The organism is Brasilonema sp. UFV-L1 (assembly GCF_012912105.1).
Classification (GTDB): Bacteria; Cyanobacteriota; Cyanobacteriia; order Cyanobacteriales; family Nostocaceae; genus Brasilonema.
Genome location: NZ_QMEA01000082.1, coordinates 1 through 23,865, shown reverse-complemented (window position 1 = coordinate 23,865; position 23,865 = coordinate 1). Strand labels below are relative to the sequence as shown.

Here is a 23,865-nt window from a genome sequence, read left to right as displayed (position 1 = left end):
ATTGCGCGGTAGCGCTACTACAGACCTTCATTTCTCATTTTTTATTTAACAGTTATCAGTCATCACATATCCCGCAATTGATAACTGATAACTGATTTCAAGTAAAATTATCAAAGTTGATCGCTGTTTTTATAACTGGCAACAGCTGTCCTGAGGTTACCTTGGTATTGTGATAAGAGTTTTGAGCCTTCCTCTTTTTCCAAACCAGTCCAATGCATCAATAGTGCTAATTTCACCCACTTACCACTACGTTCTAATAAAAAACCTGCTGCTTCTCGACTTAAACCTGTGAGGTCTTGTAAAATACGCAGAGCGCGATCGCGTAACTTTTGATTCGTTACCGCCACATCTACCATGCGATTGCCATAAACTTTACCTAGCTTGACCATCACACCTGTAGATAGAATATTTAAGGCAAGTTTAGTGACTGTACCAGCTTTTAAGCGAGTTGAACCAGTCAGTATTTCTGGTCCTGTTAACAGACGAATGTCAATATCAGCATCACAGCTGACTTGTTCACAAGGGACACAAGCTATAAATATAGTAGTGGCTCCTCGCTGACGAGCAGCATTGATCGCACCGTGAACGAAAGGCGTTGTTCCACCTGCTGTAATACCAACAAGAACATCTAGCTGTGTGACTTGTCGTTGGGCGATCGCTGTTTCACCATCTTCAGCGCTATCCTCCAAATCTTCAGAACTACGGACTAATGCACCCGCACCACCAGCAATAATTCCTTGTACCATCTCTGGAGGTGTACAAAAAGTCGGTGGACACTCTGCAGCGTCTAACACTCCTAAACGACCACTTGTCCCCGCTCCGATGTAAAAAAGGCGTCCTCCGTTACGCAAACACTCAGCAGTACGTTCAATTGCTTGAGCTAGTTGAAGCTTGGCAGCAGCTACGGCAGCGACTGCTTTTGCATCTTCTGTATTAAATAATTCTACCAGTTCAAGAGAACTCAATTGGTCTAACTCAAGACTATCAGGATTAACCTGCTCAGTCAAAAGATGACCGCGCCCCTGCAAATTCGTCGTCATTTGTCTTTGTCCTTTGTGCTTGCTTATTTGTCTTGATCATTCGTCTTTTGTCTTGAGCTGTGAACGGCAGATGCTTTATGATGCTGCTAACCCTGTGTACGCCAGTCGCCTGCTGTTGGGAAACAAGGACTGGAGTTGACAGTTCACCACCGCACTCCTAATGACTCATGACAAATGACTAACGACTGACTACATTAATCCTTCTAGTTTGCGGCGAATGCTGTCTAATTCCGAGTCAGAAAGTTCTGATTTTTCCTCTGACTTCTGATTGGGGGGAAGAATTTCCTCAGCAACATCCTTTTCGGAGTCTAGTTTCCAGTCTGTTTCTTCAACGTTGTTTTCTGGGGGAATTGCCAAAGCGCTCTCATTTGGGACAATCTCCCAATCATAACCCACACCTTGACAAAATTCTTTGACTTCTTCTGAATCAATCGCCTCTACAGTTGGTGTTGGGAAATCTTGAGCTTCTAGCATCAAAGCAAAGCGTGTCGCATCGTCTTCTGACTCGAACATCAGAACCTTATTGCGATCGCCCACCCGAATTGAGTGAATTCCCTCATTTTCTGTCCGAGCATTAAACAGTAGTACAAAAACACGCATAGGTGTAATCATCTAATCTTCCATCTCATCTATTTTTAACAGGACTTACGCAAAATAATGAAAAAATAAACCGCAAAGGACGCAAAGAGCACGAAGTTAAGAGAGTTTAAAAGAGTTTTTGCGTAAGTCCTATTTAATTAAAGTTCTAGAAGGTGTCCAAAGAAAAGTCGAGGCAATAATTCTCACTTTTTTAGAAAATCTTAATATTTTGATCACAAAATAAATATCACCAAAAGTAGTAGCGTCAAAACATAATTTCTGCTGCTATCCTTGATGTCGTCGGTTATCCTGGAGTAGGCGTAGCCAATGGTGTACCAGTAGGTTTTGACAACTGTGGTAACTACATCCGTGTTTAAAGTGCTAAATTCTGAGTCAATCCTTACAAATAAATTCGGGGGATGAAACAAAGAAAAAAAGCTATGATGGCTCAACAAATAAAAGATGGAGCTTTTTGCCCAAGACGCTTCCCAGACTTAAGACAGTAAGCGGGTTGCAACAACAGGAGTACTGTGCAGGAAATCTACCATGTTAAACAGGTTTGTTGGCAGTCTCGTAAGTGGCGTTTTCCCTGAAAGCGACTGTTATGCGACTGGCGTAAGCCTCCAACCTCTTTCTCAGCACTGAGTCTGTCAAAGTATATAAATCACATTACACTTTCAAAAAGAAGCGATAACTCAGCGCTTAAGACTGTTTCGGTAAGTCAGTAGTGAGACGACATGACCAAAGCTTGTAATCCAGATCATCACTCCCAACCTTCTCATATTTATAAAAAGTATCAATGGTTGCTAATTTTAAATCGTAGCGGCATTGCCTTGAGTGGAATTTTGCTTCTTGGAATGATGGGCGGTGCTTGGAAACTGTGGAATTTTATTCATCAAGACTTAGTACCACTGGCACAAAGCAATCTGACTACGACACTGAACCGTCCAGTAGAACTCGGAGAAGTCAAACAGCTTTCCCTGACAGGAGCAAAATTTGGGGCTTCAGCGATTCCAGCAACATCGACAGATCCAGATCAAGTGACAGCCGAGGTTGTGGAAGTCGGTTTTGATCCGTTTCAGTTGCTGTTTAACCGAAGGCTGAAGTTAGACGTTACCTTAGTTAACCCAGATGTTTACATTAAACAAGATGAACAAGGACGCTGGCTGACAACTACCATCACGCCACCACGTCAACAGAGCATAATTAAAACGAATTTGGACAACCTACGGTTTCGTAATGCTAAGCTGATGCTGGTACCGCAGTGGAACATTCGTCCCGATGCGGAGATCGGGACAAAGGGAGATGAACACAAAGCTCAACAAAACTCTCCCAAACACCCCACCTCCCAAACACCCCACTTCCCAAACTCATCTGGTGTAGCATTTTCACACATCAACGGAACTGCTCAATTATTAGAAAATTACAAACTCGTTAAATTTGATTTGGGTGGACAACCAAATAATGGTGGTAACCTTTTCATACAAGGAGACCTTCGTCCAAAGACACAAGAAATTAATTTACACTCGTTGCGTGGGCAAAATGTACAGGCTGCTGATATTTCTCGCATCGTTAAGTTACCCGTACAATTACAAGCAGGTCGAGTTGAGGGTGAGTTGAAAATTCCAAATATTCAACTCAAACAAAAACAGAAAAATCCGCTCATTTTTGGTCATGCTCATTTACAAGGGGTTCAAGTTCAGGTTCCCCGGATGGTACAACCTTTTATCAACTCTCAAGGTGACTTACGTTTTCAAGGAACTGAAATTAAACTGGAGAATGTCAGCGCTGGTTATGGTAAAATACCATTGGTCGGTGGCGGTACTATCGACTCGAAAACAGGCTACAAGTTAGCAGCTCGTGTCAACTCGGTGAATGTGGCAAATGCTTGGGAAACTCTAAAAGTAAAATTGCCAATACCAACAACCGGAGAAGTTAAGGCAAACTTACAAGTTGTTGGATCAACCACCAACCCAATTCTCTCTGGCACAGTGGCGACAATTAAGCCAGCAAAAATTGACAAAGTTGATTTTAAGAGTGTCAGCACACAGTTTGAGTTTTCTCCTGTTGCCAATTTCATCACTTTTAAAAATATTCAAGGCAAAGCGACTGTCGGCGGTGAAGTCACAGGCGCTGGGACGATTCGATTTGTGAATAAAGTCCCCAATTTAAATTTTAATGTCAAAGCAAAGAATGTTCCGGGAGATGCAATTGCCTCTGTTTACGACACAAAACCTGGATTCCAAATTGGTACTATGTTGGGTACAGCTCAGTTGACTGGGACAGGTGAGAATGTTCAAACAACAGTACAATGGCAAGCACCTCAAGCAACTTACCCTGGAACTGGAGAAACTATCGTAGCCCCAGACAAATCTGTTTCTTTCCGTAATGTTGCTTTGAACGTCGCTGGTGGTAAAGTACGAATTGCTGGTCATTGGGCTAATCAACGTTGGCAGGCGATCGCCGATGCTGACCAAGTACAAGTGCAGCGTTTTGTCAATCCTAGTCAACTACAAAATGTCTCTGTTGATGACGCACGCTTCAACGGTCGTCTGATGTTATCAGGAACCTCAGCCCCATTTAAAATTACCACGGTTCGCACCACAGAGAACACAAAAGTTCAACTAGCAGGTGGTACTGTTGGTATTTCTAACATTCAATTTGGCGAGCAAAGCTTTTCTGCTCAATTAGTTGCAAATAATGTACAATTGGGGCGTTTGTTAAAACAAGCGCCCCAAAATTTACAAGGACCATTAGCAGGTAAGTTCCAAATCTGGGGAAACACAGAAGCTTTCAACCTGAAAACATTGCGTGCTACCGGTGAAGGAAGTTTATTAACTGGTGGTGGCGCAATTACAGCTTCTGATATCCAAGTAGCAGATGGTGTGTACAAAGCACAACTCAATGCTAATAACGTCAACCTCCAAAAATTAACACCATTACCCCAGCAATTTCAAGGCAAGTTAACCGGACAGTTCAACGTTACTGGTTCAGTTGAATCTTTCAAACCAGAAGCTGTGAAAGCGACAGGACAAGCACGTGTAAATTTTGGGAATGGAACAGCAACTGCTTCCAACATCGAACTCGCTAACGGTCGTTATCAAATGTCACTTACGGCAAGTAACGTTCCTTTGCAGCAAGTGACACAAGTTCCACAGCAGTTTTCCGGTAATGTCACAGGTCAATTTCAGGTTGCAGGTTTAGCAAATAATTCTCAACTAAAAACAATAAAAGCCACAGGTAAAGCACGACTTAATGTTGCGGGTGGAACTCTAAGTGCTTCTAATATTCAACTGGCAGATGGTCGCTACCAGGCGATGGTTGATGCCTCTGGTGTAGAATTAAAACGATTGTCGCAGCAGTTGCAGGGGCAGTTTGGTGGTAAACTGCAAGTCGCGGGCACAGTGGGAAGTTTCAACATATCTAACCTGCGTGCCTCTGGTCAGGTACAATTGTCACAAGGCATTGGTGGTATTGAGCAACCACTGACAGCAACTGTTGGCTGGGATGGACAAAAGCTGAACGTTGAGCGAGCAACTTCACCAGATTTGAATGCGAATGGTTATGTTTATGCTAAATCTAGTGAGGCAGGTATCCCGGAAGTTAGTAGTTTTGATCTGAATGTACAAGCACAAAATTTCAACCTGAAAAAGTTGCCAATGCAGTTATCTAAAGCTGTGACTTTAGCAGGGAAAGCCGATTTTGGAGGAAAAATCAGCGGAACATTACCAGCGCCAAATATACAAGGGGAATTGAGGTTACGCGAGTTGGTGGTGAATCAATTGCCTTTTGAGTCGGTGTTAACTGGAAATGTTGAGTCGGTTCAAGGACAAGGTTTAAATTTAGATGTCGCAGGTAAACGAGACAAGATTGCAGTGAAAGCAGATGCAAACAATCGTCTCAACTCTTTTTTGGTGAGGTGGGAGAACGCATTTGCAAGCGGTCAAAGTCAAGGAGATAATTTGGCAATGAAAGTGGAAAATTTCCCCTTGGCGATTTTGAATATCACCCCACCTGATAATACTCATCTTGGAAAGGGGGCGATCTCCGGAATTTTAACCGGAGATTTTCAAGTTAATCAAAAGACATTTGCCACACAGGGAGAGATTGCAATTGCTAAGCCTCAAGTAGGTCAGATTAAAGGCGATCGCCTGAATGCACAGTTTAGTTACGATCAGAATCAGACTACCATCTCAAATGGAGAATTTGTCAAAGGTGCCAGTCGCTACGCTGTTGCTGGAACTTTCAAGCAAACTCCCAAAGGTCCGCAAATTCAAGGTAAACTGAACGTCACCCAAGGGCAAGTGCAAGATGTCTTAACTGCACTACAAATATACGAATTCCAAGATGTTCAACGTGGTTTATCACAACCAAACTATGGAACAGCAGCAGATTTGAGTTCCATTCAGTCAGTCGGGTTAGCAGATAGTCAGCCATTGTTAAACCAACTTCAGCGCTTTACTCAAATTGAATCCCAAATATCACAACAAAAACAACAGCGTCGCGATGCTTCTCCCATACCGGGGTTAGCAGATTTAAACGGAACTTTAAATGGTGAAGTCTCTATAGATACTGCAGCAGCAAACGGACTGGATGTTAGCTTTAACATTAACGGTCAAAACTTCGTTTGGGGTAGGGCAAATGAACCAGAACAATTTTATCAAGCACAACAAGTCATTGCTCAAGGTAGATTTAATAATGGTGTTCTCAGGTTGTTACCTTTGCGCATAGAATCTAAAAATCAGCTGATTGCTTTCACGGGTGACATTGGTGGTAGTGAACAATCTGGTCAGTTACGAGTGATTAACTTTCCTTTACAAATGTTAAAGAACTTTGTCAAACTACCGATTGGTTTTACAGGTAATCTCAATGGCACAGCAGCTTTAGCAGGAAGTGTTAGCAATCCACAAGCAAAGGGAGAATTGCAAATCACACAAGGGACTCTAAATGAAAAGGGAGTAGAATCAGCAACAGCCAGTTTCAACTATGTCAATGGTCGCTTGGATTTTGGTTCTCAGGTGACAGTTTCTGGCGCAGAACCAGTTAAAGTCACAGGAAGTATACCCTACCAATTGCCTTTTGCTTCCGTCCAACCAGACAACGATAATATTAGTCTGGATATGAAAGTGCAAAACGAAGGATTAGCAGTTTTAAACCTGTTAACCAACCAAGTTGCTTTTGAGGGGGGCGAAGGACAAATAGATCTTACAGTACGAGGTACAAGACAACAACCGACAGTAGATGGACTTGCCACCATTAATAATGGCACCTTTAGCGCTCAAGCTTTACCAGGAAAGCTGACAGATGTAACAGGAACAGTGCAGTTTGGTTTAGACCGCATCGTCGTGCAAAATCTTCAAGGTAAGTATAATAACCAAGGTAAAGTAGAAGCGAAAGGGGAAATTGCGATCGCCAGTCCAGAAACAAAAATAGATAATCCTCTCAACATTAGCCTTAACCAATTAGCTTTGAATATCAAGGAACTTTATCAAGGAGACGTCAGTGGTGACTTACTTTTAACTGGTTCTGCCCTTAACCCAGTCGTTGGTGGTAAATTACGGTTAGATAATGGTCAAGTCTTACTCGCAGAATCGACAAATGCGACGACTCCTACAGATGGTAACGGTATGGATGTCTCACGTCTCAAAGCAGCAAAGCAAAATAAACTTAAAGTTAGCAATGCAGCCACCAAATTTAACGACCTCAAATTAAAGCTAGGCAAAAACGTACAAATTACTCGTCCACCGATTCTCAGTTTCCGCGCAACAGGTTCCCTAACCGTCAACGGTTCGTTTGGTGATCCAATACCAGAAGGAACTATCCGGCTAAAAGAAGGAAGCGTCAATTTATTTACAACTCGGTTTAACCTTGCCCGTGGCTATAAGCATAAAGCAATTTTTAGGGCAAAACAACCTCGTGACCCCGATTTAGACATCCAACTATTTGCCAAAGTACTCGACGTTATTCAAAATACAGATCTTAATAAACCGAATATCACAGGATTGGCATCTTTAGAAAATATTCGTGTTGAAGCCAGAGTACAAGGTCCTGCTAGTAAACTGGACGAAAGTCTAGAACTGACAAGCAGTCCTGCACGCAGCGAAACAGAAATAGTTGCCCTGCTTGGAGGTGGATTTGTAAATCCACAAGAACAGGGCAACGACACTACCTTGCGACTCATAAATATAGCAGGTTCGGCAGTATTAAACAACCTTCAAGAACCTCTCAACCAAATTGGAACTGCACTGGGTTTAAGCGAACTGCGTCTATTCCCAACTATTCTTTCTGACACCATAGAAGCAGGGAGAACAAGTTCGAGTTTAGAGTTAGCAATGGAGGCTGGAATGGACTTGACTCGTAGGTTTTCTATTTCTACCTTGAAGATTTTAACAACAAGCGATCCTTTTCAATGGGGTATCAACTATCGAGTCAACAATTCTGTTCGTGTGCGCGCAACAACTAATTTATTAGATGATAATCGCGCAGTCATTGAGTATAACAAGAGGTTTTAACAGTTTCCTCAATCTCTTTAACTTTCTGCGCCAAAGATTCATCCTTAATGGCTTCCCGGAACCAGCGAGAATAGTCTCCCTGTTGCAGATGGTTTGACACTCCCCTGGCTGTTAAGATTTCGCTCCGCTTATCTTAACGGAAAGCCAGGGGATTCTACATTGGTAAGGGGAGTAGATTGATATCTTGCACCATTCTCAACAAGATCCAAAAAACCGGGTTTCTAAACGAGAAATTAAGGTTTCTACGAGCAGGTATTCTCAAGAAACCCGGTTTTTAACTCAGGTGCAAGATCTGAGTAGAGCAAGTACGGAAACATCTTCCCCTACACCCCTACAACGCCAGGTGCTTCAAGTCGGGAAACCCGCCCAACGCACTGGCTCCCCTTACCCCCCTACACCCCTAGTTCCAGTCATTTTTTGAGAAATATCACCTCATGTCATATCTTACTTCAGCCAGCGAAATTCGTTCTCTTATTGCTGAATATACTCAAGCGAAGACTTTGTGGATTGATACAGAAATCGCAAACTACAAAAGTCGTCAGCCTAAACTATCCTTAATTCAGGTATTAGACGATCCAACAGATTTAAGTGGCGATCGCATCTCTATTTTTGATGTACTCAACCATCCTGACGTTGTAGCTGAGTTTATTGACAAAATCATGCTCAATCCCCAGATTTCAAAAGTCTTTCATAATGCTAGTTTTGATGTGAAATATCTCGGTAACAAGCAAGCAAAAAATATCACATGTACTTTAGAAATCGCTAAACAAATCCCCTATTATGTTTTACCATTACCAAACTACCAATTAAAAACTCTGGCAACAGAACTTTGTCATTTTAAAAATATAGATAAACAAGAACAAAATAGTGACTGGGGAAAACGACCACTCACAGAAGAACAAATAGAGTATGCTTACCTAGACTGCATTTATCTTGCCCAAGTCCATCAACGTTTGATAGAATTAAACAGAGAAATTTATCCAGAACCAGCAACAGAAAACTTAACATTACTAAATGCAAGATATGCAGAGCTTGAGCAACAGTGGAAACTTGTAGATTCAGAATTTGCACATTTACAAGAACGAATCAAAAAAGCGATGCTTGCTCAGAATTTATCAGAAAGTTCACATTTCAAGCTTTCTTCTTACGAGCGAAAAACAGTGAAAGTCTCATTTCTAGAACTTGCAAAGCTCGTACAAACTCAAGAGATTGATTTCAATTTTCCGATGACACTGACTCAGAAACTACAAAAAGATTTAGGAGAAAATCTCGAACAACTATCTGTAGATATTGAGAACACTACGACTTGGCGATTGACTCCGAAAAATCAAGAGAGTGAAGAAAACAATGATAAGTGATGAATACTGCTGACAAGGATAAAGATTAAAAAATGAATGGTATCTGCATCGCTGCGCTAACTGTATTTGTCGCCCTTGCAAGCGTTTCTTGTGGTAAGGAAAATGACGTATTAGTCACAGAAATTGGAGTCCGTCCAGCAGGACCTTCACCAGCACGACCATCTCAAGCAAAAGACTTTTATATAGAAGGTCAGTATAAGCAAATTAAAGGGGATTCACAAGGGGCGATCGCCTCTTATTCGAAAGCAATAAACCTCAAGCCAGACTATGGAAGTGCATACAATAGTCGTGGACTTGCTCGCTTTGATATGGGAGACACAGACGGGGCGATAGAGGATTACAACCAAGCGCTGAGGATAAATTCTAACGATGCTCAAGCATACAATAACCGAGGAAATGCTCGCGCTGCGCAAGGAGACAGAAACGGGGCGATAGAGGATTACAGCCAAGCAATTCGCCTGAATCCTAAGTATGCAGAAGCGTATAATAATCGAGCAAATGCTCTGAGTGCAAATGGAGATAAAAATAGAGCCATAGACGATTACAGCAAAGCGATTAATCTCAATCCTAACTTTGCCGTTGCTTATAATAATAGAGGGAATGCACGCGCCGCTCAAGGAGATAGAGAAGGGGCGATCGCAGATTACAATGAAGCCATTCGTTTTGCTCCTAATTTTGCTGCAGCATATAATAACCGAGGAAATGCTTATGCTGCACAAGGTGATAAACAAAAAGCTATGCAAGACTTACAGCGAGCAGCAGAAATTTTTAAAAAACAGAATAATCAACAGTTGTATCAACAAGTCATGAATAATATTAAAGAGTTGCAGTAGTCAGGAGTCAGGAGTCAGGAGTCAGGAGTCAGAAGTCGAAAAACTCAATTCTTTATTTCTTCCTTGGTGAATACTGAATTCAGAATTGCTGAATTCTTACGAATTATGATGTCATAAATTTACAAAAAATAATAACTTATTAACCTTTACTTAAATAAAGTATTACTAAAAATTAATTGAATAAATCATTCATTGATGTGTATTATCTTCATAGTACACAAAAAATTATGTAAAAGCACTCATTTTATCTATCTCAATTACCTTAAAATTTCTTCAAATTTAGCAAGTCTAGAAATCATTTTTAAACCCTATTGCAAAGTCTTATTTATGATTCAATTCCTAAGACATTATCTACGAACAATCATCTGGTTTGCGATTGGCTTAACCTGCACGCTTGTGTTCGCCACAGGATTTTCCTTAACTCAGCTAAGCGCAACAGCGACAAACCCAAATCATCAAAGTTCGTTGCATACACGTACTGATAAAGGTAAACTAGCCAGACGCCGCACTAAAGTTCCCAAAGTTATTCTGATTTCCTTAGATGGTGCAACACCACGACTCATTAACCAATACCTTGCTGACGGAATACTCACCTCAAATGAGGGTATGGGATTACTGCAAAGCCAGGGAGTTGCAGCTCAACGAAATATTACAATCACTCCATCCCTGACAGCTGCTGGACATATCGCGATTGGAACAGGTTCCATAGCAGCAAAGAACGATATCAACGCCAACTCATTCCATCTGGTTGCAAGTCCGTTTACTCAGAATATTAGTGGTTTTGGTGCTCCTATCGGTGGTTACGAATTTGACATTCATGGGCCTTCTGAAAGCCCAAACCCAACAGCAGAGCCACTGTGGCTAGCTTTGAGAGAAAAGGGCAAAAAAGTCGTTGCTGCGACATTTGCGGGTGCTGATGGAGCAGATATCACTGTTCCAGGTTTAACAAACAGCCCGATTGTACAACCAGCTAGCAAAAGGAAAGTAGATTATACCATACCTTTTGGAGCGTTTGCTGGAGCATCAGCCCAAGGTTTTAGCTTAACAAAAGTAGACTTTGCTGAAGCTTCCCAAACAACTCTTGACCAGTTGAAAAAAGCTGGCAAACTGTCCTACAGTCCTATTTTGGGAACCAACAAATCCTTTGATAAATTTACAGTTGGCGGCGTCAATTACGATATCCAAATCCTCGCCCTCGACACTACGAATGATAATCAAATTAATTACGACACATTAGTCTTTTATGACGCAACCCAAGGAATTCAACCTGGTCCCTTCAGCTTACCTTCCACTGGACCAGCTTACGTGTACATCAGTGACCAAAAGTCAAGTTTATTCTACTTAGAAGGTAGTTCCAACAAAGCAGGAACTGCTTTTTACGCAACAACCCTAGCGCCTGACTTATCCACAGTCCATTTTGTTCGCTACTCTGCGAATTACATCCCACGAAACCAAGCAGTACTAGCAGATGTAGACGACATCAATAATAACGTTGGCTTCTGGGAAGCCCAACCAGACTACCGCATTCCCGAACGACTTAGCCCCGGACTTCAAAACTTTTCTGACAGCGAATTAGAAGCCGTTTACCAAGACCAAGTTCAAACATTTGTTGATTACCAAACTCGTATTAGTTTACGAGCAATTAACAAAAATCCCGATGCTGATTTGGTGATGCTCTACATCGAACAACCCGATGGTTCAGAACACCAATTTTTCATAACAGATCCTCGTCAAGCAACTGATTTTACTAATCCTAACTCAATTGGAGAAAATCAAGATAAACAGAAGATAGCTCGTTACCAAAGGTATATACAAGTCGCTTACCAAACCGCCAATCGTGCAGTGCAACGTGTTATAAATACCGTTGGTACCTCTAAGCAAGGCAGACCAAACAGCAATATCATTGTAGTTTCCGATCACGGGATGGATCCGTTCCACACAGCGCTCAACATTAATAACTTCCTGACAAACCAAGGCTTCGACTCCAACAAAGTTCGAGCTGTTTCCTCTGGAACAGCAGTTAATATTTACATTAACCTCAAAGGACGCGAACCCAACGGTAGTGTGAATCGTGAAGAGTACATTACGTTGCAACAAAAAATAGCAGATGCGCTTAAATCCTTTGTAGATACCAATTCGTACTATGCTTATGGTAACAGCGTGCCTATTTTTGATAAAATCTACACTAGACCTATTCCCAAAGACTTGAATGATACCTCTTTTGGTTTGAGCACCAGCGATTTTATTGGTCAAGATAGCGGCGATATCTTCGCTTTGCTGACAGAAGGCTACAGCTTCGACGGAACTCAAACTCCAGTCGTGCAGCGTTTGGGAGATTCTACCTCAAATCGTCCTGTCTTATCTGTACCCAATTTTTACGGCGCACACGGTTATGATCCAACATTACCAAACATGAGTGCAATCTTCTATGCCGCTGGTCCAGATATTCAACCAGGTAAGTTAGAGCAAGTGCATAATATTGATATAGCACCAACTATCTTACGTCTGTTGGATGTTCAGCCTGCATCGACAGTACAGGGAAAAGCACTTTTCAACTGATTCACCGCGCGGGCGTTGCACAAAGAGGGGATGAAGTATGAACCGCCAAGACGCCAAGAGCGCCAAGAAAAAAGTTTTTTAGTAAGCAAAGAAAATAAAATCATCCCACAAATATGCAACGCCACCGCGCGGATGGGTAGGTGTTAGAAAATAGGTTTTGAAAAAAATGGCTGAACTTCTGACAGCACAAGACTTTACGGGAATATTCGCTCATTACCCATCCGCGCTCCTTGTCTAGACTGGATTTCAGCCATTTGTCTGTCAATCAATTTAGTTTTTTTATGCTATCATTAGTTTATCCGCGATTTAGAACCTTGAAAACTTTATACGGAATGACTTTCTGGCTTTCGCAGGTTGAAATTTCTCTTACTCCCTATTAGGGATTGAAACGGTAGTTTTTACAGGTAGCCTTACTATCTCAGGGGGGTTGAAATTTCTCTTACTCCCTATTAGGGATTGAAACTAAAAATTTCGCGAGAAGTAAAAACTTCTCGCGATCGCAGGGTTGAAATTTCTCTTACTCCCTATTAGGGATTGAAACGTAAGTTTGTTTGCGTTGGAATGCTGCATAGCGTGCGGTTGAAATTTCTCTTACTCCCTATTAGGGATTGAAACTTGGGATTTGGCGCGGGTTGGCGATCGTTTCATTGGGTTGAAATTTCTCTTACTCCCTATTAGGGATTGAAACAGCAGTAGCTACGTTCATGTGATGAGTTCAACTTAGGGTTGAAATTTCTCTTACTCCCTATTAGGGATTGAAACTCATTCTTGGTTAGTAAAGAACAAAACCCCTAAAGGTTGAAATTTCTCTTACTCCCTATTAGGGATTGAAACAAGAAATTCAAACATGGCTCCCAGTGCAAATTTAGTAGGTTGAAATTTCTCTTACTCCCTATTAGGGATTGAAACACCCTTACTGGTCATTGCCAATACTCCACGAATGCAAAGGTTGAAATTTCTCTTACTCCCTATTAGGGATTGAAACCGTTTGAGTCGATTTTCTGGCTTTGACATCAAGTCGGTTGAAATTTCTCTTACTCCCTATTAGGGATTGAAACACGTTTCCTAATCGGTCTACAGTTTCGTCTTTTGCGGTTGAAATTTCTCTTACTCCCTATTAGGGATTGAAACATCAATGAATTCCATAACTCTGGATTCTGCTCTGGGTTGAAATTTCTCTTACTCCCTATTAGGGATTGAAACCTAGCTGTGGTGACTAGTGCGAGTTCCGATTCGATATCGGTTGAAATTTCTCTTACTCCCTATTAGGGATTGAAACATTGCGCTGCTGAGACACACTCGTTGAAGCTAGGGTTGAAATTTCTCTTACTCCCTATTAGGGATTGAAACCTGTTCTCAAATATTTAAGAACTGCCAAAGTTAATGGTTGAAATTTCTCTTACTCCCTATTAGGGATTGAAACTTGCAACCTTTCCTTAATATCGTACCGGGTAAGTAGTTGAAATTTCTCTTACTCCCTATTAGGGATTGAAACGTAACTTTTGATAATGAACGTGTTGATCTTAATGTTGAAATTTCTCTTACTCCCTATTAGGGATTGAAACCAGCCCAAACCTTTCTTTCTCCTTCACCTTCAAGAGGTTGAAATTTCTCTTCTTCTTCTTCTCTCTGCGCCCTCTGCGCCTCTGCGGTTCGTTATAAAGCAATACGGTTGCTGTTAGGGTTGAATGATCGGAATTTCCAGTGTGTAGAGACGTTGCCCTCCGGGTATGACCTCCGGTCACGCTACGCTAACGCCAGTCGCCTGCGGAGGGAAAACGCCAGGTGCTACAACGGGGGGCTTTGGGGTCCCCTCTGGGGTTGGGGGGAGACCCCCGCAACGCACTGGCTCCCCTCCCGCAGCGCGCTTACTCACATGCAACGTCTCTTGCATTGGTTGACGGTAGATGAATTCTCTTATCTGAACCGTATTGCGTTATAAAGGTGGTAATACTTGACAATACTCTTCAATCTTCTTGAGATAATTTAACTTTGTAATTTCCGTTATCATGAGGAATAACCTTTCCTCCCAAAGTTTTTATTTCATGAATAGCTCGCTGACGAGTTTTTTCATTCACTTGATGATTTAACACTGTCGTCCAAGTCGCAATTCTAGCAATTTTACTTTGATAATTTTTACTCAAAAACTCAGCCGTTTTTTGTGAAAAAGATACGACTTTTTTGCTGTCTTCATCTGAATGCTGACTAGCCCAATTTGCTGCCATTTCAAAGGAATATTGAGCCATGAATGATTTTTCTAAAAATAATAACTCATCAGTGCCTTTATAACGCCACACGTAATAAGAATTTTTAGGAACCCAAGGAGAAAGTGACTTTAAACCTTTTTCTGTTATTTTTATAGAATGCTCTGGCATACCCGCGTATAGAGAAGTACTAATAGAAAGGCTCAGATAGGCAGTTATAAATCGTGGATCAAGCTCCAAAATGATTTCAAAATATTCTGGACTCAAACTGTAACCTGTTTGGCTACGGACTTCATCGTCACCAAAATATTGTAAAAATTTGAGATAAATCCAATTCGCAAGAATATTATCGTAACCAAAAGATGGTATTTTTTTGAAAAAACTTAGCTGTTGCTTTTCTTGGCTAATTTGTCTTTGCAAGGTCTTTGTTGAAGCAATGTGTTTTCGAGTCAGCAATTCTTGCATTTTTAAAAATTGAAGCCAGCCAATTCCTAAGAGACAACAAACTAAAAAAGATGCAGTCATACCTTGACGAGATAAGGAAAACATTTTGTCTATTTGTATATCAGCAGATTATAAGTACATAGTTCCCCTGAATCTCGTCAAATAAACAGTGATTGGCTCCACATTCAGCCAAAAATCAAAAAGCTTTTGTATGATAATCTTATTCTTTAAGTCATTTAGTGATCGCCGATACAGCTAAATTCTCAAAAATTCAGGTAAAGTTTTGAGAAACAGTTTTGCTTAGCTCATAGACAACGCTTATACGTCCAGATTTTTCCTAGCTGGACGTGTAAACCTTCTTATAGAAGTCGGGGATTTTGTTTCTCACACATGATTTAGAATTGCGATATGATTCCCCTGACTGCGTGTCAAATTACGGATGTCATTTCTTCTGTCCGGGTTAAGAGTTCCCCAATTCCCCTGCTGTCTAAATAGTAATCTTCAAGCGGGAGAGGAGTAAAATGAGCACCATTAAGGTTAGCATTACTCAAGTTAAGCTTTTTATCATTGAGATAACTCAAGTCATACATTCCTAATTTTCCAAAATTTGGTGCTCCTAGCAACTTAGCTTCACTCAGGTTTGCATATGTCAGATTCGCATCGCTAAAATCTACTCCTCTAAGATCTGCTTTGCTCAAGTTTGCACCAAACAGGTTTGCTCCTCTCAAATCTGCTGCACAAAGATCTGCTTCAGATAAGTCTACCCCGCATAAGTTTGCTCCGTTAAGGTCTGCATATCTCAGACTAGCCTGTCTTAGATTTGCATGAGAGAGATTCACGTCACTGAGACTAGCACGAAAAAAAAGACCATAATTGATCACACATGTACCCAAGTCTGCTCTTGTGAAGTTCACTCCACTCAAGTTCGCTCCACCAAACTCAACTGAACCTAAAAATAGTCCATCACTAAGATCAGCATAACTAAGATCTGCTCCACTCAAATCTACAATCGTAAAATCTGCTCCTCTTAAATCTGCATTTGTAAGATTTGCGTTTTGCAGTTCTGCAAAGTGAATTTTTGCATATTTAAGGTCTGTATAACTGAGATTTATATCATCTAAAGTTGCAGGTAATTCTACATAACTTAAGTTCGGCTTGATTTCAGGGTTGTTCTCCCTCCAACGGTTCCAAGCTTCAACTCCTAATTCTAGCCGCGTCAAATAATCCACATTTCCCATACCACATTTCCCATCACAGTGCTATTGTGGGTATTTCTACAAATAAGTTGCAATCGCTACAAAATAGTTATTATATGCAACTATCTGCAATCCGGAATCTTACTTACATGTTCTGCCGTGAAATTTTACAATGGCTTTTTGATTGCTTCACTCAAGGTCAAAAAACTTGTCGTCGTCAGAAATAATTATTGTAAGAAATAATCATTTCGACGACGATGTAAAAATTACGCTACGATATCTCCTATTGCCTTCGTGCAATGAGGTGGGGAGTCGTGCAGAGCAAGACAAATATGACGGAAAATCTCAAAACACAAGATGCTGACAATTTGGTTACTATTGCCAACAAATTCACCTTACAGGGAAAGGTTACAGCTGTTCAAGCATTTGGAAATGGTAATATTAACGACACATTTTTAATTACCCTAGATTCCCAAGAAGAACAGCATTTTGTCCTTCAACGCATCAACACACAGGTATTTCGTCAGCCCCAATTGATCATGCGAAATATGTGTCTGTTTACTGAGCATATTTACCAAAGATTACAATATTCTCCCCTCAGTCGCCGTTGGGAAGTACCTCGTGTACTCTTAACTAAGGATAGTCAAGAATACTGGAGAGAAGCTGACGGCTCATTCTGGCGAGCAATCAGTTTTATAGAAAGTGCGCAATCTTTCGATACAATGGGCGATCGCTCACACGCTCAAGAAATTGGCTATGCTCTGGGGATGTTCCACAATCTTATCAGCGACTTGCCACCGGAAAAACTTGCTGACACCCTAGAAGGGTTCCATATTACGCCACTCTACCTTCAACACTACCAGGAAGTTCTGGCGAAAACTCGTCCCCGCCAGTCTCCTGAAGTGAATTATTGTTTGCAATTTGTGAGCGATCGCAGTGGGTGGGCAAATATCCTTGAAAATGCGAAAGCCACAAATCACCTCCCACTACGCCTCATGCACGGTGATCCAAAAATCAACAACGTCATGTTCGACACTGTAACCCAGCAAGCCGTCAGCATGATAGACCTCGACACCGTTAAGCCCGGTCTGGTACATTATGATATTGGCGATTGCCTACGCTCAGGTTGCAATCGTGCCGGAGAAGAAACCGAGCAATGGGAAAGCGTTTATTTCGATACTGATTTATGTCAAGGAATTCTACAAGGCTATCTCTCTGTAGCAAAAGCGTTTCTCACCGACAATGACTATGCTTACATATATGATGCAATCCGTCTGATTGCCTTTGAGTTGGGACTAAGATTCTTTGCTGACTATTTAGCTGGAAATGTCTACTTTAAAGTCAAGCACTCAGAACACAACCTTGCAAGAGCAATTGTTCAATTTAAGCTTACCGAAAGCATTGAATCTCAAGAAACAACGATTCGTAATATCATTCGGGATTTAAAATGAACAACCAGACATTTTCTCTACAACCTTTTCCTATTGCTGAGATACCCAATTTAAAAATCACAGGTAACATAGCCCGACAAGCAAATCAACTCACCATTCACTACGCGCTTGCTGGTAATCTAAAAGAAATTGTCATTGCCACACCATCTGACAAACCAGCACGAAAGCACGAACTGTGGAAAGATACTTGCTTCGAGTTCTTCCTTGGCGTCAAGAATTCTCATCGGTATTGGGAATTTAACCTTTCCCCCGCTGGACACTGGAACGTTTATCGCTTTGATGGGTATCGTCAAGGAATGCAAGAAGAAACCGCTTTTACGACACTCCCGTTTAACGTTCAACGTCTATCAGACAGTTTAGCAGTTGTCCTCAACATGAATCTAGATCAAATCGTCTCAGCAGAGCAAGTTATTGAAGTTGGTATTACTACTGTCATTAAACATAAAGACGGTGAGGTGTCTTACTGGGCGTTAACTCATCCAGGAACTGAGGCTGACTTTCACCGACGAGACAGTTTCATGATAACGTTTTAAAAAATCTCCTCTGAAATGACTCATGCATTCGCACCACTTATCGGACAGCAACAAGCAGTAGAATTACTCACACAAGCTGTAGAAAAAAATCGTATTGCTCCAGCATATCTATTTGTCGGTTCAGATGGTGTTGGACGGAGTTTAGCAGCACGATGCTTTGTGGAACTGCTATTTAGTTCACATCAAAACCGCGTGCGTCAAGGTAACCACCCAGATTTATTGTGGGTACAGCCAACTTATTTGTATCAAGGACAACGACTCACAGCAACAGAAGCTACAGAAAAAGGACTCAAGCGCAAAGCACCGCCTACAATTCGCTTAGAACAAATTCGGGAAATTACCACGTTTCTGGGGCGTGCGCCGTTGGAAGCACCAAGACAAGTCGTCGTCTTGGAACAAGCAGAAACAATGGCGGAAGCTGCAGCAAATGCTTTACTCAAGACTTTAGAAGAACCCGGACAAGCAACACTGATTTTAATTGCTCCTTCAGTTGAATCTATATTGTCAACTTTGGTGTCACGCTGTCAACGAATTCCTTTTTATCGTTTGGATATAGCTGCAATGGCTCAAGTTCTCACACAAACAGGACATGAGGAAATTTTACAGCATCCGGAAGTTTTGAGTGTTGCGGCTGGTAGTCCAGGAGATGCGATCGCATCTTACCAACAACTACAAGTTATTCCCCCAGAACTACTCAAAACTGTGACGACAGTTCCTTCAACATACCATGAAGCCCTAGAATTAGCTAAACAAATTGACAAAGATTTAGATACAGAAGCTCAATTGTGGTTAGTTGACTATCTACAACAATTTTACTGGCAGCATCAACGTCAACCAAGCATGATTAAACAGTTAGAACAAACTCGTAAATCTTTGCTTTGTTATGCTCAACCGCGTCTTGTTTGGGAATGCACACTGTTATCATTCGTGATTCGCCATTAATTTAGATGCCTGGTAGAGACGCTACATATGTCGTCTCTACCGTAAAAAAAAGCTAATTAGAGAAATGTTGTTAAATGTTGCACCAACTGCGGTACTTGAACCACACCCTCAATCCTATCGACTGGCTGACCCTGCTTAAATAGTACCAGAGTTGGTAGAGCATAAATTTCATACTGACTTGCTAAATCAGGATACTTTTCAGTATCAATTTTGACGACTTGTATACGTCCTTGTAGCTGAGCGTTAACTTGCTCTAAAATGGGACCCATCATGTGGCAAGGTCCACACCAATCAGCATAAAAATCCACTAACACAGGTACATCAGCACCAGACAGCATCTCTTCAAAGCTGTTGAATTGTTTTTTGGTAGCCATGTGACACGCACCAGTTTTCTATCGTTTGATTTTTCAATGGTAGTTCCCAAGAACATTTATCTGTGAAATCTCCTAGATTGTTTTTATTGTTGACGCACAATCACTTTATGATCATTAGCACAATGACAGCTAAAGGACGAGCGATACGCCTGTGGAAAATTTCTGGAGAAAAAATATGAAACTATCAATCAAATTTTGCTTGCCTTGGATATTGGGTGCTGTTTTACTACTCAGTATACACGTCTTGGGAATTGGGTTATTTTCGCAACATAATTCACCAGCAGTTGCAACTGCGCCGGGTATTCCACCAGAGTTAAAAAAACTGGATGCTAAATCTTACTTACTCAGTTGGACTGATGATTCTGTGGTGTATGTCTCCTGCTATCCCACAGTCAAACCCAGCATGAAACCTGCACCAATTGAGCAAACGCCAAACAGGTATGTTATCACCTGTCAGAAATAAGCATTATGATAAATGGCGCAGTAAAAATCAAGAGGAATATTCATGGAACTGTTGCCAGAAAATTTGCAAACTTTGCGTGGACAAGTAGCACTTGTCACTGGTGCATCACGTGGAATTGGGCGAGCGATCGCACAAGAATTAGCCAAAGGGGGAGCAAACATCGTTGTCAATTATGCCAGTTCTAGCAATGCAGCCGAAGAGGTTGTTGATACAATCACAAAAGCGGGAGGAAGTGCGATCGCACTTCAAGCTGACGTTTCTCAAGCCCATCAAGTGGAAGCGTTAGTTAACACTGTGATGGAGAAATTCAATCGTGTTGATATCTTAGTCAACAACGCAGGTATAACTCGCGATACACTACTTTTGCGAATGAAACCAGAAGACTGGCAAGCTGTAATTGACCTAAACTTGACTGGTGTTTTTTTATGTACTCGCACAGTCAGTAAAATCATGCTCAAACAACGTTCGGGACGAATCATCAATATTACTTCCGTCGCTGGACAAATGGGTAACCCTGGGCAAGCCAACTACAGCGCCGCAAAAGCTGGTGTCATCGGCTTTACGAAAACTATTGCAAAAGAACTTGCCTCACGAGGTATTACTGTTAACGCCGTTGCTCCTGGTTTCATCGCCACAGACATGACAAGCGGTATCAACGCTGAAGAGATTATCAAGTATATCCCGTTAGGTCGCTATGGTCAACCAGAAGAAGTCGCTGGGATGGTGCGCTTCCTTGCTGCTGATTCCGCCGCCGCTTACATCACCGGACAAGTCTTTAACGTTGATGGCGGAATGGTGATGGCATAAGTTCAGTACTCTTGAGTCGTGAGTGTTGAGTTATTCCATTCAGCACTCAGTTATGTTTCAGTTTCAAATACAACACCTTCATACAGCAGTTCAATCGGAAACTCTAATTCAATGCTTGATAAAGTGATAATATCTCCAGTTGTGTAGGGATAGTAAAGCCACATTCTTCCCTCTCCCCGAGAATAACGCTCGACGGAAATTTTTTCCGAGTCAATCAAGATGTACTCTTGTAGAGTGGGCATACTCAGGTAGTAAGTGAATTTTTCACCCCTATCTTTAGCGCTTGTACCAGGGGAGAGGACTTCCGCAATGAGTTTGGGATTTTGAATAAATTTGCGGGCGTTGAGGTCTATTGGGTCACAACTGACGATAACATCAGGATAATAGTAAGGGCTTTTAGAATTGACTTGCACTTTCACATCTGACACATTCACCCGACAACCTCTGGAATGCAGATGGGGGCGTAAAGCTGTGTAAAAGTTTAGAGCAATATCATTATGGGGAATCGTACCACCTGTCATGGCAAAGACTTCGCCGTTGACATATTCGTAGCGAACGTCTTGGTAAGGTTCCCATTCGAGATATTCCTCGATGGTCATTTTTTGCGGTTGTTGAGGGATGGCTACCATAGCAAGATTTTGCAAGCTTGCTATGATTGTAGCAACAGGCTCTTGCTCAATGTTCACTCTAGCTTGAGCAACTTTGCCATATTCAAGCGTTGCAGCTTCCCTGTCACTCCACGGGGTAGTTCATCCAAAATGTGAATTTGCTTAGGGACTTTGAAATCTGCCAAAATACTTGCACAGTAAGTCAAAAGTTCCTTTTCGCTGGTTTCACCCTTAAGGACGACAGCCGCGTGAATATCTTCTCCCAAGGATTTATGCGGTACAGCAAAAGCAAGGGCTTCAGCAACCGCAGGATGGCGTAGCAGTATATCATCCACTTCTAGTGGGGAAATTTTTTCACCGCCTCGGTTAATTAATTCCTTAATTCGTCCAGTCAGACGAAGATAGCCGTCAGCATCCAGTGTCCCCTGATCGCCAGTGCGAAACCAACCATTCACAAAAGCAGTCGCATTCGCTTGTGGGTTATTCTCGTAGCCATCAATCACATTTGGTCCTTTTACCACAACTTCGCCCAAGCTTCCTTGAGAAAGTAAATTGCCTTCTTCGTCCATAATACCGACTTCCACACCAAAGCCGTAGCCAACTGTGCCCGGTTTACGTACTTTAGGCGGTAGCGGATTAGTCGCCATCAAGTGAGCAGCCTCAGTCATGCTGTAAGATTCTAAGACAGGAGCATTGAGTGTTGCTTCTATTTGTTCGATAATGACAGGGGGAAGAGGAGCACTGCTAGAGCGAATGAAGCGGAAGGGGTTCGCTTTGATAATACCTTCGTTGCGGCTCGCTCGCGCTAAAATTGTTTGGTGCATGGTAGGTGCAGCCGAGTACCAAGTGGGTTTATAAGTTTCCACCAGTTTCCAAAAACTTAGTGCATTGAAACCATCGGGTATGACAAGCGTTCCGCCAGATGCTAGAGTTGCCAGCATACACCCCACCAGCCCGTGAATGTGGAACAAAGGCATTAAACAGAGTGTCGCGTCAACTGCTGAGAGCGAGTATGCAGCAATAATATTCTCAGCAGAAGCAATCAGGTTACGATGCCGAATCGGGACTCGCTTGGGACGACTCGTGGTACCGCTAGTGTGCAGAATCATTGCCACATCGTCGGAGTTAGGAAAATCTTGATTACGCAAAAATTCCCCTTCCCCGGAAGCTGTTTTTGCCAATTCAAAGCTTAATGTGCCATTCTCGTTAACCTTAGCATGAATGTGTATCATGTCAGCTGTAACAGCAGCAATTGCTGCTTCTGGCACGTCAGGCAATGTAATCAGTGCTTTCGCCTGAGTATCTTCGTAGTAGAAGGCAAATTCTTCTTGCTTGTATTTTGGATTGAGTGGTGCTGCTGTGGCACATAAAGCCGCAGCAAGAAAGGTGAGTACCATAGGTACCCCGTTTGACATAGCGATGGCGATGCGTTCGCCCCGTTGCAAACCAAAACTGTTAAGTTGGGATACCAGTTCGACGACATTCTCACGCAATGATTTATAGGTTAGCGTTGATCCCTCAGGTGCAACTAGGGCTGGATGATTATCTTCCCCTGCTAAAAGCTCAAATATGTTCATATTCTATAAAATTCAATGAAATTCAACCAAAGCTGACTGTATACTTCGTTGCTAAAACGACCCCCTTGCCACTCTAAAATACCGTATATTCTCTGTGTTCTCTGCGTCCTGGTGCGGTTAAATAATAAGTCATCTTTGAGTGAAAAAAAAGTCGTTGATTGACCTTAGGTAGAATTTTTAGCACTACGGGAGACAACACGACAGTATTGTGGGAGAATTCTCAAGTACAGGCGTTCTGCCGAACGCGAGTGCGCGAGCGCTTTGCGCTCGTAAGGCTAGCGTTGCTATCGCCCACTTGATTGCTTATAGTCGGTGACATAGAGTTTCTTGTAAAAGACACAACAGTCCCGCTCCGAAAAACCTATACAGAACTACTCATAGCTAG

The 23,865-nt window shown here is 41.9% G+C and carries 16 protein-coding genes and 1 CRISPR repeat array; of the genes, 9 read left to right on the top strand and 7 right to left on the bottom strand.

Annotation, left to right across the window (positions count from 1 at the left end; all coding sequences use genetic code 11):
• Positions 1-110: 110 nt before the first annotated feature.
• The gene (gene murQ / locus DP117_RS21825) at positions 111-1,040 is read right to left on the bottom strand and encodes an N-acetylmuramic acid 6-phosphate etherase (RefSeq protein ID WP_169220340.1); all 930 of its coding nucleotides are present in this window, start codon (positions 1,038-1,040) and stop codon (positions 111-113) included.
• A 189-nt stretch (positions 1,041-1,229) separates the two neighbouring features.
• Entirely contained in the window at positions 1,230-1,652 is a 423-nt protein-coding gene (locus DP117_RS21820; protein ID WP_169220339.1) for a DUF3110 domain-containing protein, read from the bottom strand.
• A 704-nt stretch (positions 1,653-2,356) separates the two neighbouring features.
• Between DP117_RS21820 and DP117_RS21815 the strand changes: the two genes are divergently transcribed.
• From DP117_RS21815 to DP117_RS21800, 4 genes are all read left to right on the top strand, one after another.
• Positions 2,357-8,131, top strand: a complete 5,775-nt coding sequence (locus tag DP117_RS21815; RefSeq protein ID WP_169220338.1) for a translocation/assembly module TamB — start codon at positions 2,357-2,359, stop codon at positions 8,129-8,131.
• Between the two features lie 434 nt (positions 8,132-8,565).
• A complete protein-coding gene (locus DP117_RS21810) occupies positions 8,566-9,489 on the top strand; it encodes a ribonuclease D (RefSeq protein ID WP_169220337.1) in 924 nt (307 codons plus the stop codon).
• A 32-nt stretch (positions 9,490-9,521) separates the two neighbouring features.
• On the top strand, positions 9,522-10,322 hold the full coding sequence (locus tag DP117_RS21805) for a tetratricopeptide repeat protein (RefSeq protein WP_169220336.1): 801 nt from the start codon (positions 9,522-9,524) through the stop codon (positions 10,320-10,322).
• A 327-nt stretch (positions 10,323-10,649) separates the two neighbouring features.
• Complete coding sequence (locus tag DP117_RS21800; RefSeq protein ID WP_169220335.1) at positions 10,650-12,881, top strand: alkaline phosphatase family protein; 2,232 nt, start codon at positions 10,650-10,652, stop codon at positions 12,879-12,881.
• Positions 12,882-13,233: 352 nt separating this feature from the next.
• Positions 13,234-14,519: a CRISPR direct-repeat array (repeat unit 37 nt; unit sequence GTTGAAATTTCTCTTACTCCCTATTAGGGATTGAAAC).
• A gap of 329 nt (positions 14,520-14,848) precedes the next feature.
• Here DP117_RS21800 and DP117_RS21795 read toward each other — a convergent pair.
• Positions 14,849-15,634, bottom strand: a complete 786-nt coding sequence (locus DP117_RS21795; RefSeq protein ID WP_169220334.1) for a hypothetical protein — start codon at positions 15,632-15,634, stop codon at positions 14,849-14,851.
• A gap of 323 nt (positions 15,635-15,957) precedes the next feature.
• Positions 15,958-16,767 carry a pentapeptide repeat-containing protein gene (locus DP117_RS21790; protein ID WP_169220333.1) on the bottom strand — a complete coding sequence of 270 codons (810 nt, stop codon included), beginning with the start codon at positions 16,765-16,767 and terminating at the stop codon, positions 15,958-15,960.
• Between the two features lie 290 nt (positions 16,768-17,057).
• On the opposite strand from DP117_RS21790, the gene DP117_RS21785 reads away from it, so the two are divergent.
• Genes DP117_RS21785 through DP117_RS21775 form a run of 3 tightly spaced genes read left to right on the top strand, consistent with a single transcriptional unit; the run spans position 17,058 to position 19,651 of the window.
• Positions 17,058-18,176: an aminoglycoside phosphotransferase family protein gene (locus tag DP117_RS21785; RefSeq protein WP_169220332.1), complete on the top strand. Its 1,119-nt coding sequence runs from the start codon at positions 17,058-17,060 to the stop codon at positions 18,174-18,176.
• Positions 18,173-18,709, top strand: coding sequence for a DOMON-like domain-containing protein (locus DP117_RS21780; protein ID WP_169220331.1), 537 nt, complete (start codon positions 18,173-18,175; stop codon positions 18,707-18,709). The genes DP117_RS21785 and DP117_RS21780 overlap by 4 nt, the downstream gene beginning before the upstream one ends.
• A 15-nt stretch (positions 18,710-18,724) precedes the next feature.
• A complete protein-coding gene (locus DP117_RS21775; RefSeq protein ID WP_169220330.1) occupies positions 18,725-19,651 on the top strand; it encodes a DNA polymerase III subunit delta' in 927 nt (308 codons plus the stop codon).
• A 56-nt stretch (positions 19,652-19,707) separates the two neighbouring features.
• On the opposite strand, the gene trxA is transcribed toward DP117_RS21775, so the two are convergent.
• Positions 19,708-20,025: a thioredoxin gene (gene trxA / locus DP117_RS21770; RefSeq protein ID WP_169220329.1), complete on the bottom strand. Its 318-nt coding sequence runs from the start codon at positions 20,023-20,025 to the stop codon at positions 19,708-19,710.
• A gap of 175 nt (positions 20,026-20,200) precedes the next feature.
• Here trxA and DP117_RS21765 point away from each other — a divergent pair, with 175 nt between their 5' ends.
• Positions 20,201-20,488 (top strand): hypothetical protein, encoded by a 288-nt coding sequence (locus DP117_RS21765; protein WP_169220328.1) that lies wholly within the window; start codon positions 20,201-20,203, stop codon positions 20,486-20,488.
• Between the two features lie 42 nt (positions 20,489-20,530).
• On the top strand, positions 20,531-21,295 hold the full coding sequence (gene fabG, locus DP117_RS21760; RefSeq protein ID WP_169220327.1) for a 3-oxoacyl-[acyl-carrier-protein] reductase: 765 nt from the start codon (positions 20,531-20,533) through the stop codon (positions 21,293-21,295).
• A 50-nt stretch (positions 21,296-21,345) separates the two neighbouring features.
• On the opposite strand, the gene DP117_RS21755 is transcribed toward fabG, so the two are convergent.
• Both DP117_RS21755 and DP117_RS21750 read right to left on the bottom strand, forming a co-directional pair.
• Positions 21,346-21,924 carry a Uma2 family endonuclease gene (locus DP117_RS21755; RefSeq protein ID WP_169220346.1) on the bottom strand — a complete coding sequence of 193 codons (579 nt, stop codon included), beginning with the start codon at positions 21,922-21,924 and terminating at the stop codon, positions 21,346-21,348.
• A 53-nt stretch (positions 21,925-21,977) separates the two neighbouring features.
• Positions 21,978-23,480 carry an acyl--CoA ligase gene (locus DP117_RS21750; RefSeq protein ID WP_169220326.1) on the bottom strand — a complete coding sequence of 501 codons (1,503 nt, stop codon included), beginning with the start codon at positions 23,478-23,480 and terminating at the stop codon, positions 21,978-21,980.
• Between the last annotated feature and the right edge of the window lie 385 nt (positions 23,481-23,865).

Bases quoted from the DNA above. Each gene is read 5' to 3' on its own strand.
- DP117_RS21800 (WP_169220335.1), top strand. From the start codon at position 10,650: ATGATTCAATTCCTAAGACATTATCTACGAACAATCATCTGGTTTGCG.
- DP117_RS21755 (WP_169220346.1), bottom strand. From the start codon at position 21,924: ATGGTAGCCATCCCTCAACAACCGCAAAAAATGACCATCGAGGAATAT.
- trxA (WP_169220329.1), bottom strand. From the start codon at position 20,025: ATGGCTACCAAAAAACAATTCAACAGCTTTGAAGAGATGCTGTCTGGT.
- DP117_RS21785 (WP_169220332.1), top strand. From the start codon at position 17,058: ATGACGGAAAATCTCAAAACACAAGATGCTGACAATTTGGTTACTATT.
- DP117_RS21775 (WP_169220330.1), top strand. From the start codon at position 18,725: ATGACTCATGCATTCGCACCACTTATCGGACAGCAACAAGCAGTAGAA.
- DP117_RS21815 (WP_169220338.1), top strand. From the start codon at position 2,357: ATGACCAAAGCTTGTAATCCAGATCATCACTCCCAACCTTCTCATATT.
- DP117_RS21765 (WP_169220328.1), top strand. From the start codon at position 20,201: ATGAAACTATCAATCAAATTTTGCTTGCCTTGGATATTGGGTGCTGTT.
- DP117_RS21810 (WP_169220337.1), top strand. From the start codon at position 8,566: ATGTCATATCTTACTTCAGCCAGCGAAATTCGTTCTCTTATTGCTGAA.
- DP117_RS21750 (WP_169220326.1), bottom strand. From the start codon at position 23,480: ATGAACATATTTGAGCTTTTAGCAGGGGAAGATAATCATCCAGCCCTA.
- DP117_RS21820 (WP_169220339.1), bottom strand. From the start codon at position 1,652: ATGATTACACCTATGCGTGTTTTTGTACTACTGTTTAATGCTCGGACA.
- DP117_RS21790 (WP_169220333.1), bottom strand. From the start codon at position 16,767: ATGGGAAATGTGGATTATTTGACGCGGCTAGAATTAGGAGTTGAAGCT.
- fabG (WP_169220327.1), top strand. From the start codon at position 20,531: ATGGAACTGTTGCCAGAAAATTTGCAAACTTTGCGTGGACAAGTAGCA.
- DP117_RS21805 (WP_169220336.1), top strand. From the start codon at position 9,522: ATGAATGGTATCTGCATCGCTGCGCTAACTGTATTTGTCGCCCTTGCA.
- DP117_RS21795 (WP_169220334.1), bottom strand. From the start codon at position 15,634: ATGTTTTCCTTATCTCGTCAAGGTATGACTGCATCTTTTTTAGTTTGT.
- murQ (WP_169220340.1), bottom strand. From the start codon at position 1,040: ATGACGACGAATTTGCAGGGGCGCGGTCATCTTTTGACTGAGCAGGTT.
- DP117_RS21780 (WP_169220331.1), top strand. From the start codon at position 18,173: ATGAACAACCAGACATTTTCTCTACAACCTTTTCCTATTGCTGAGATA.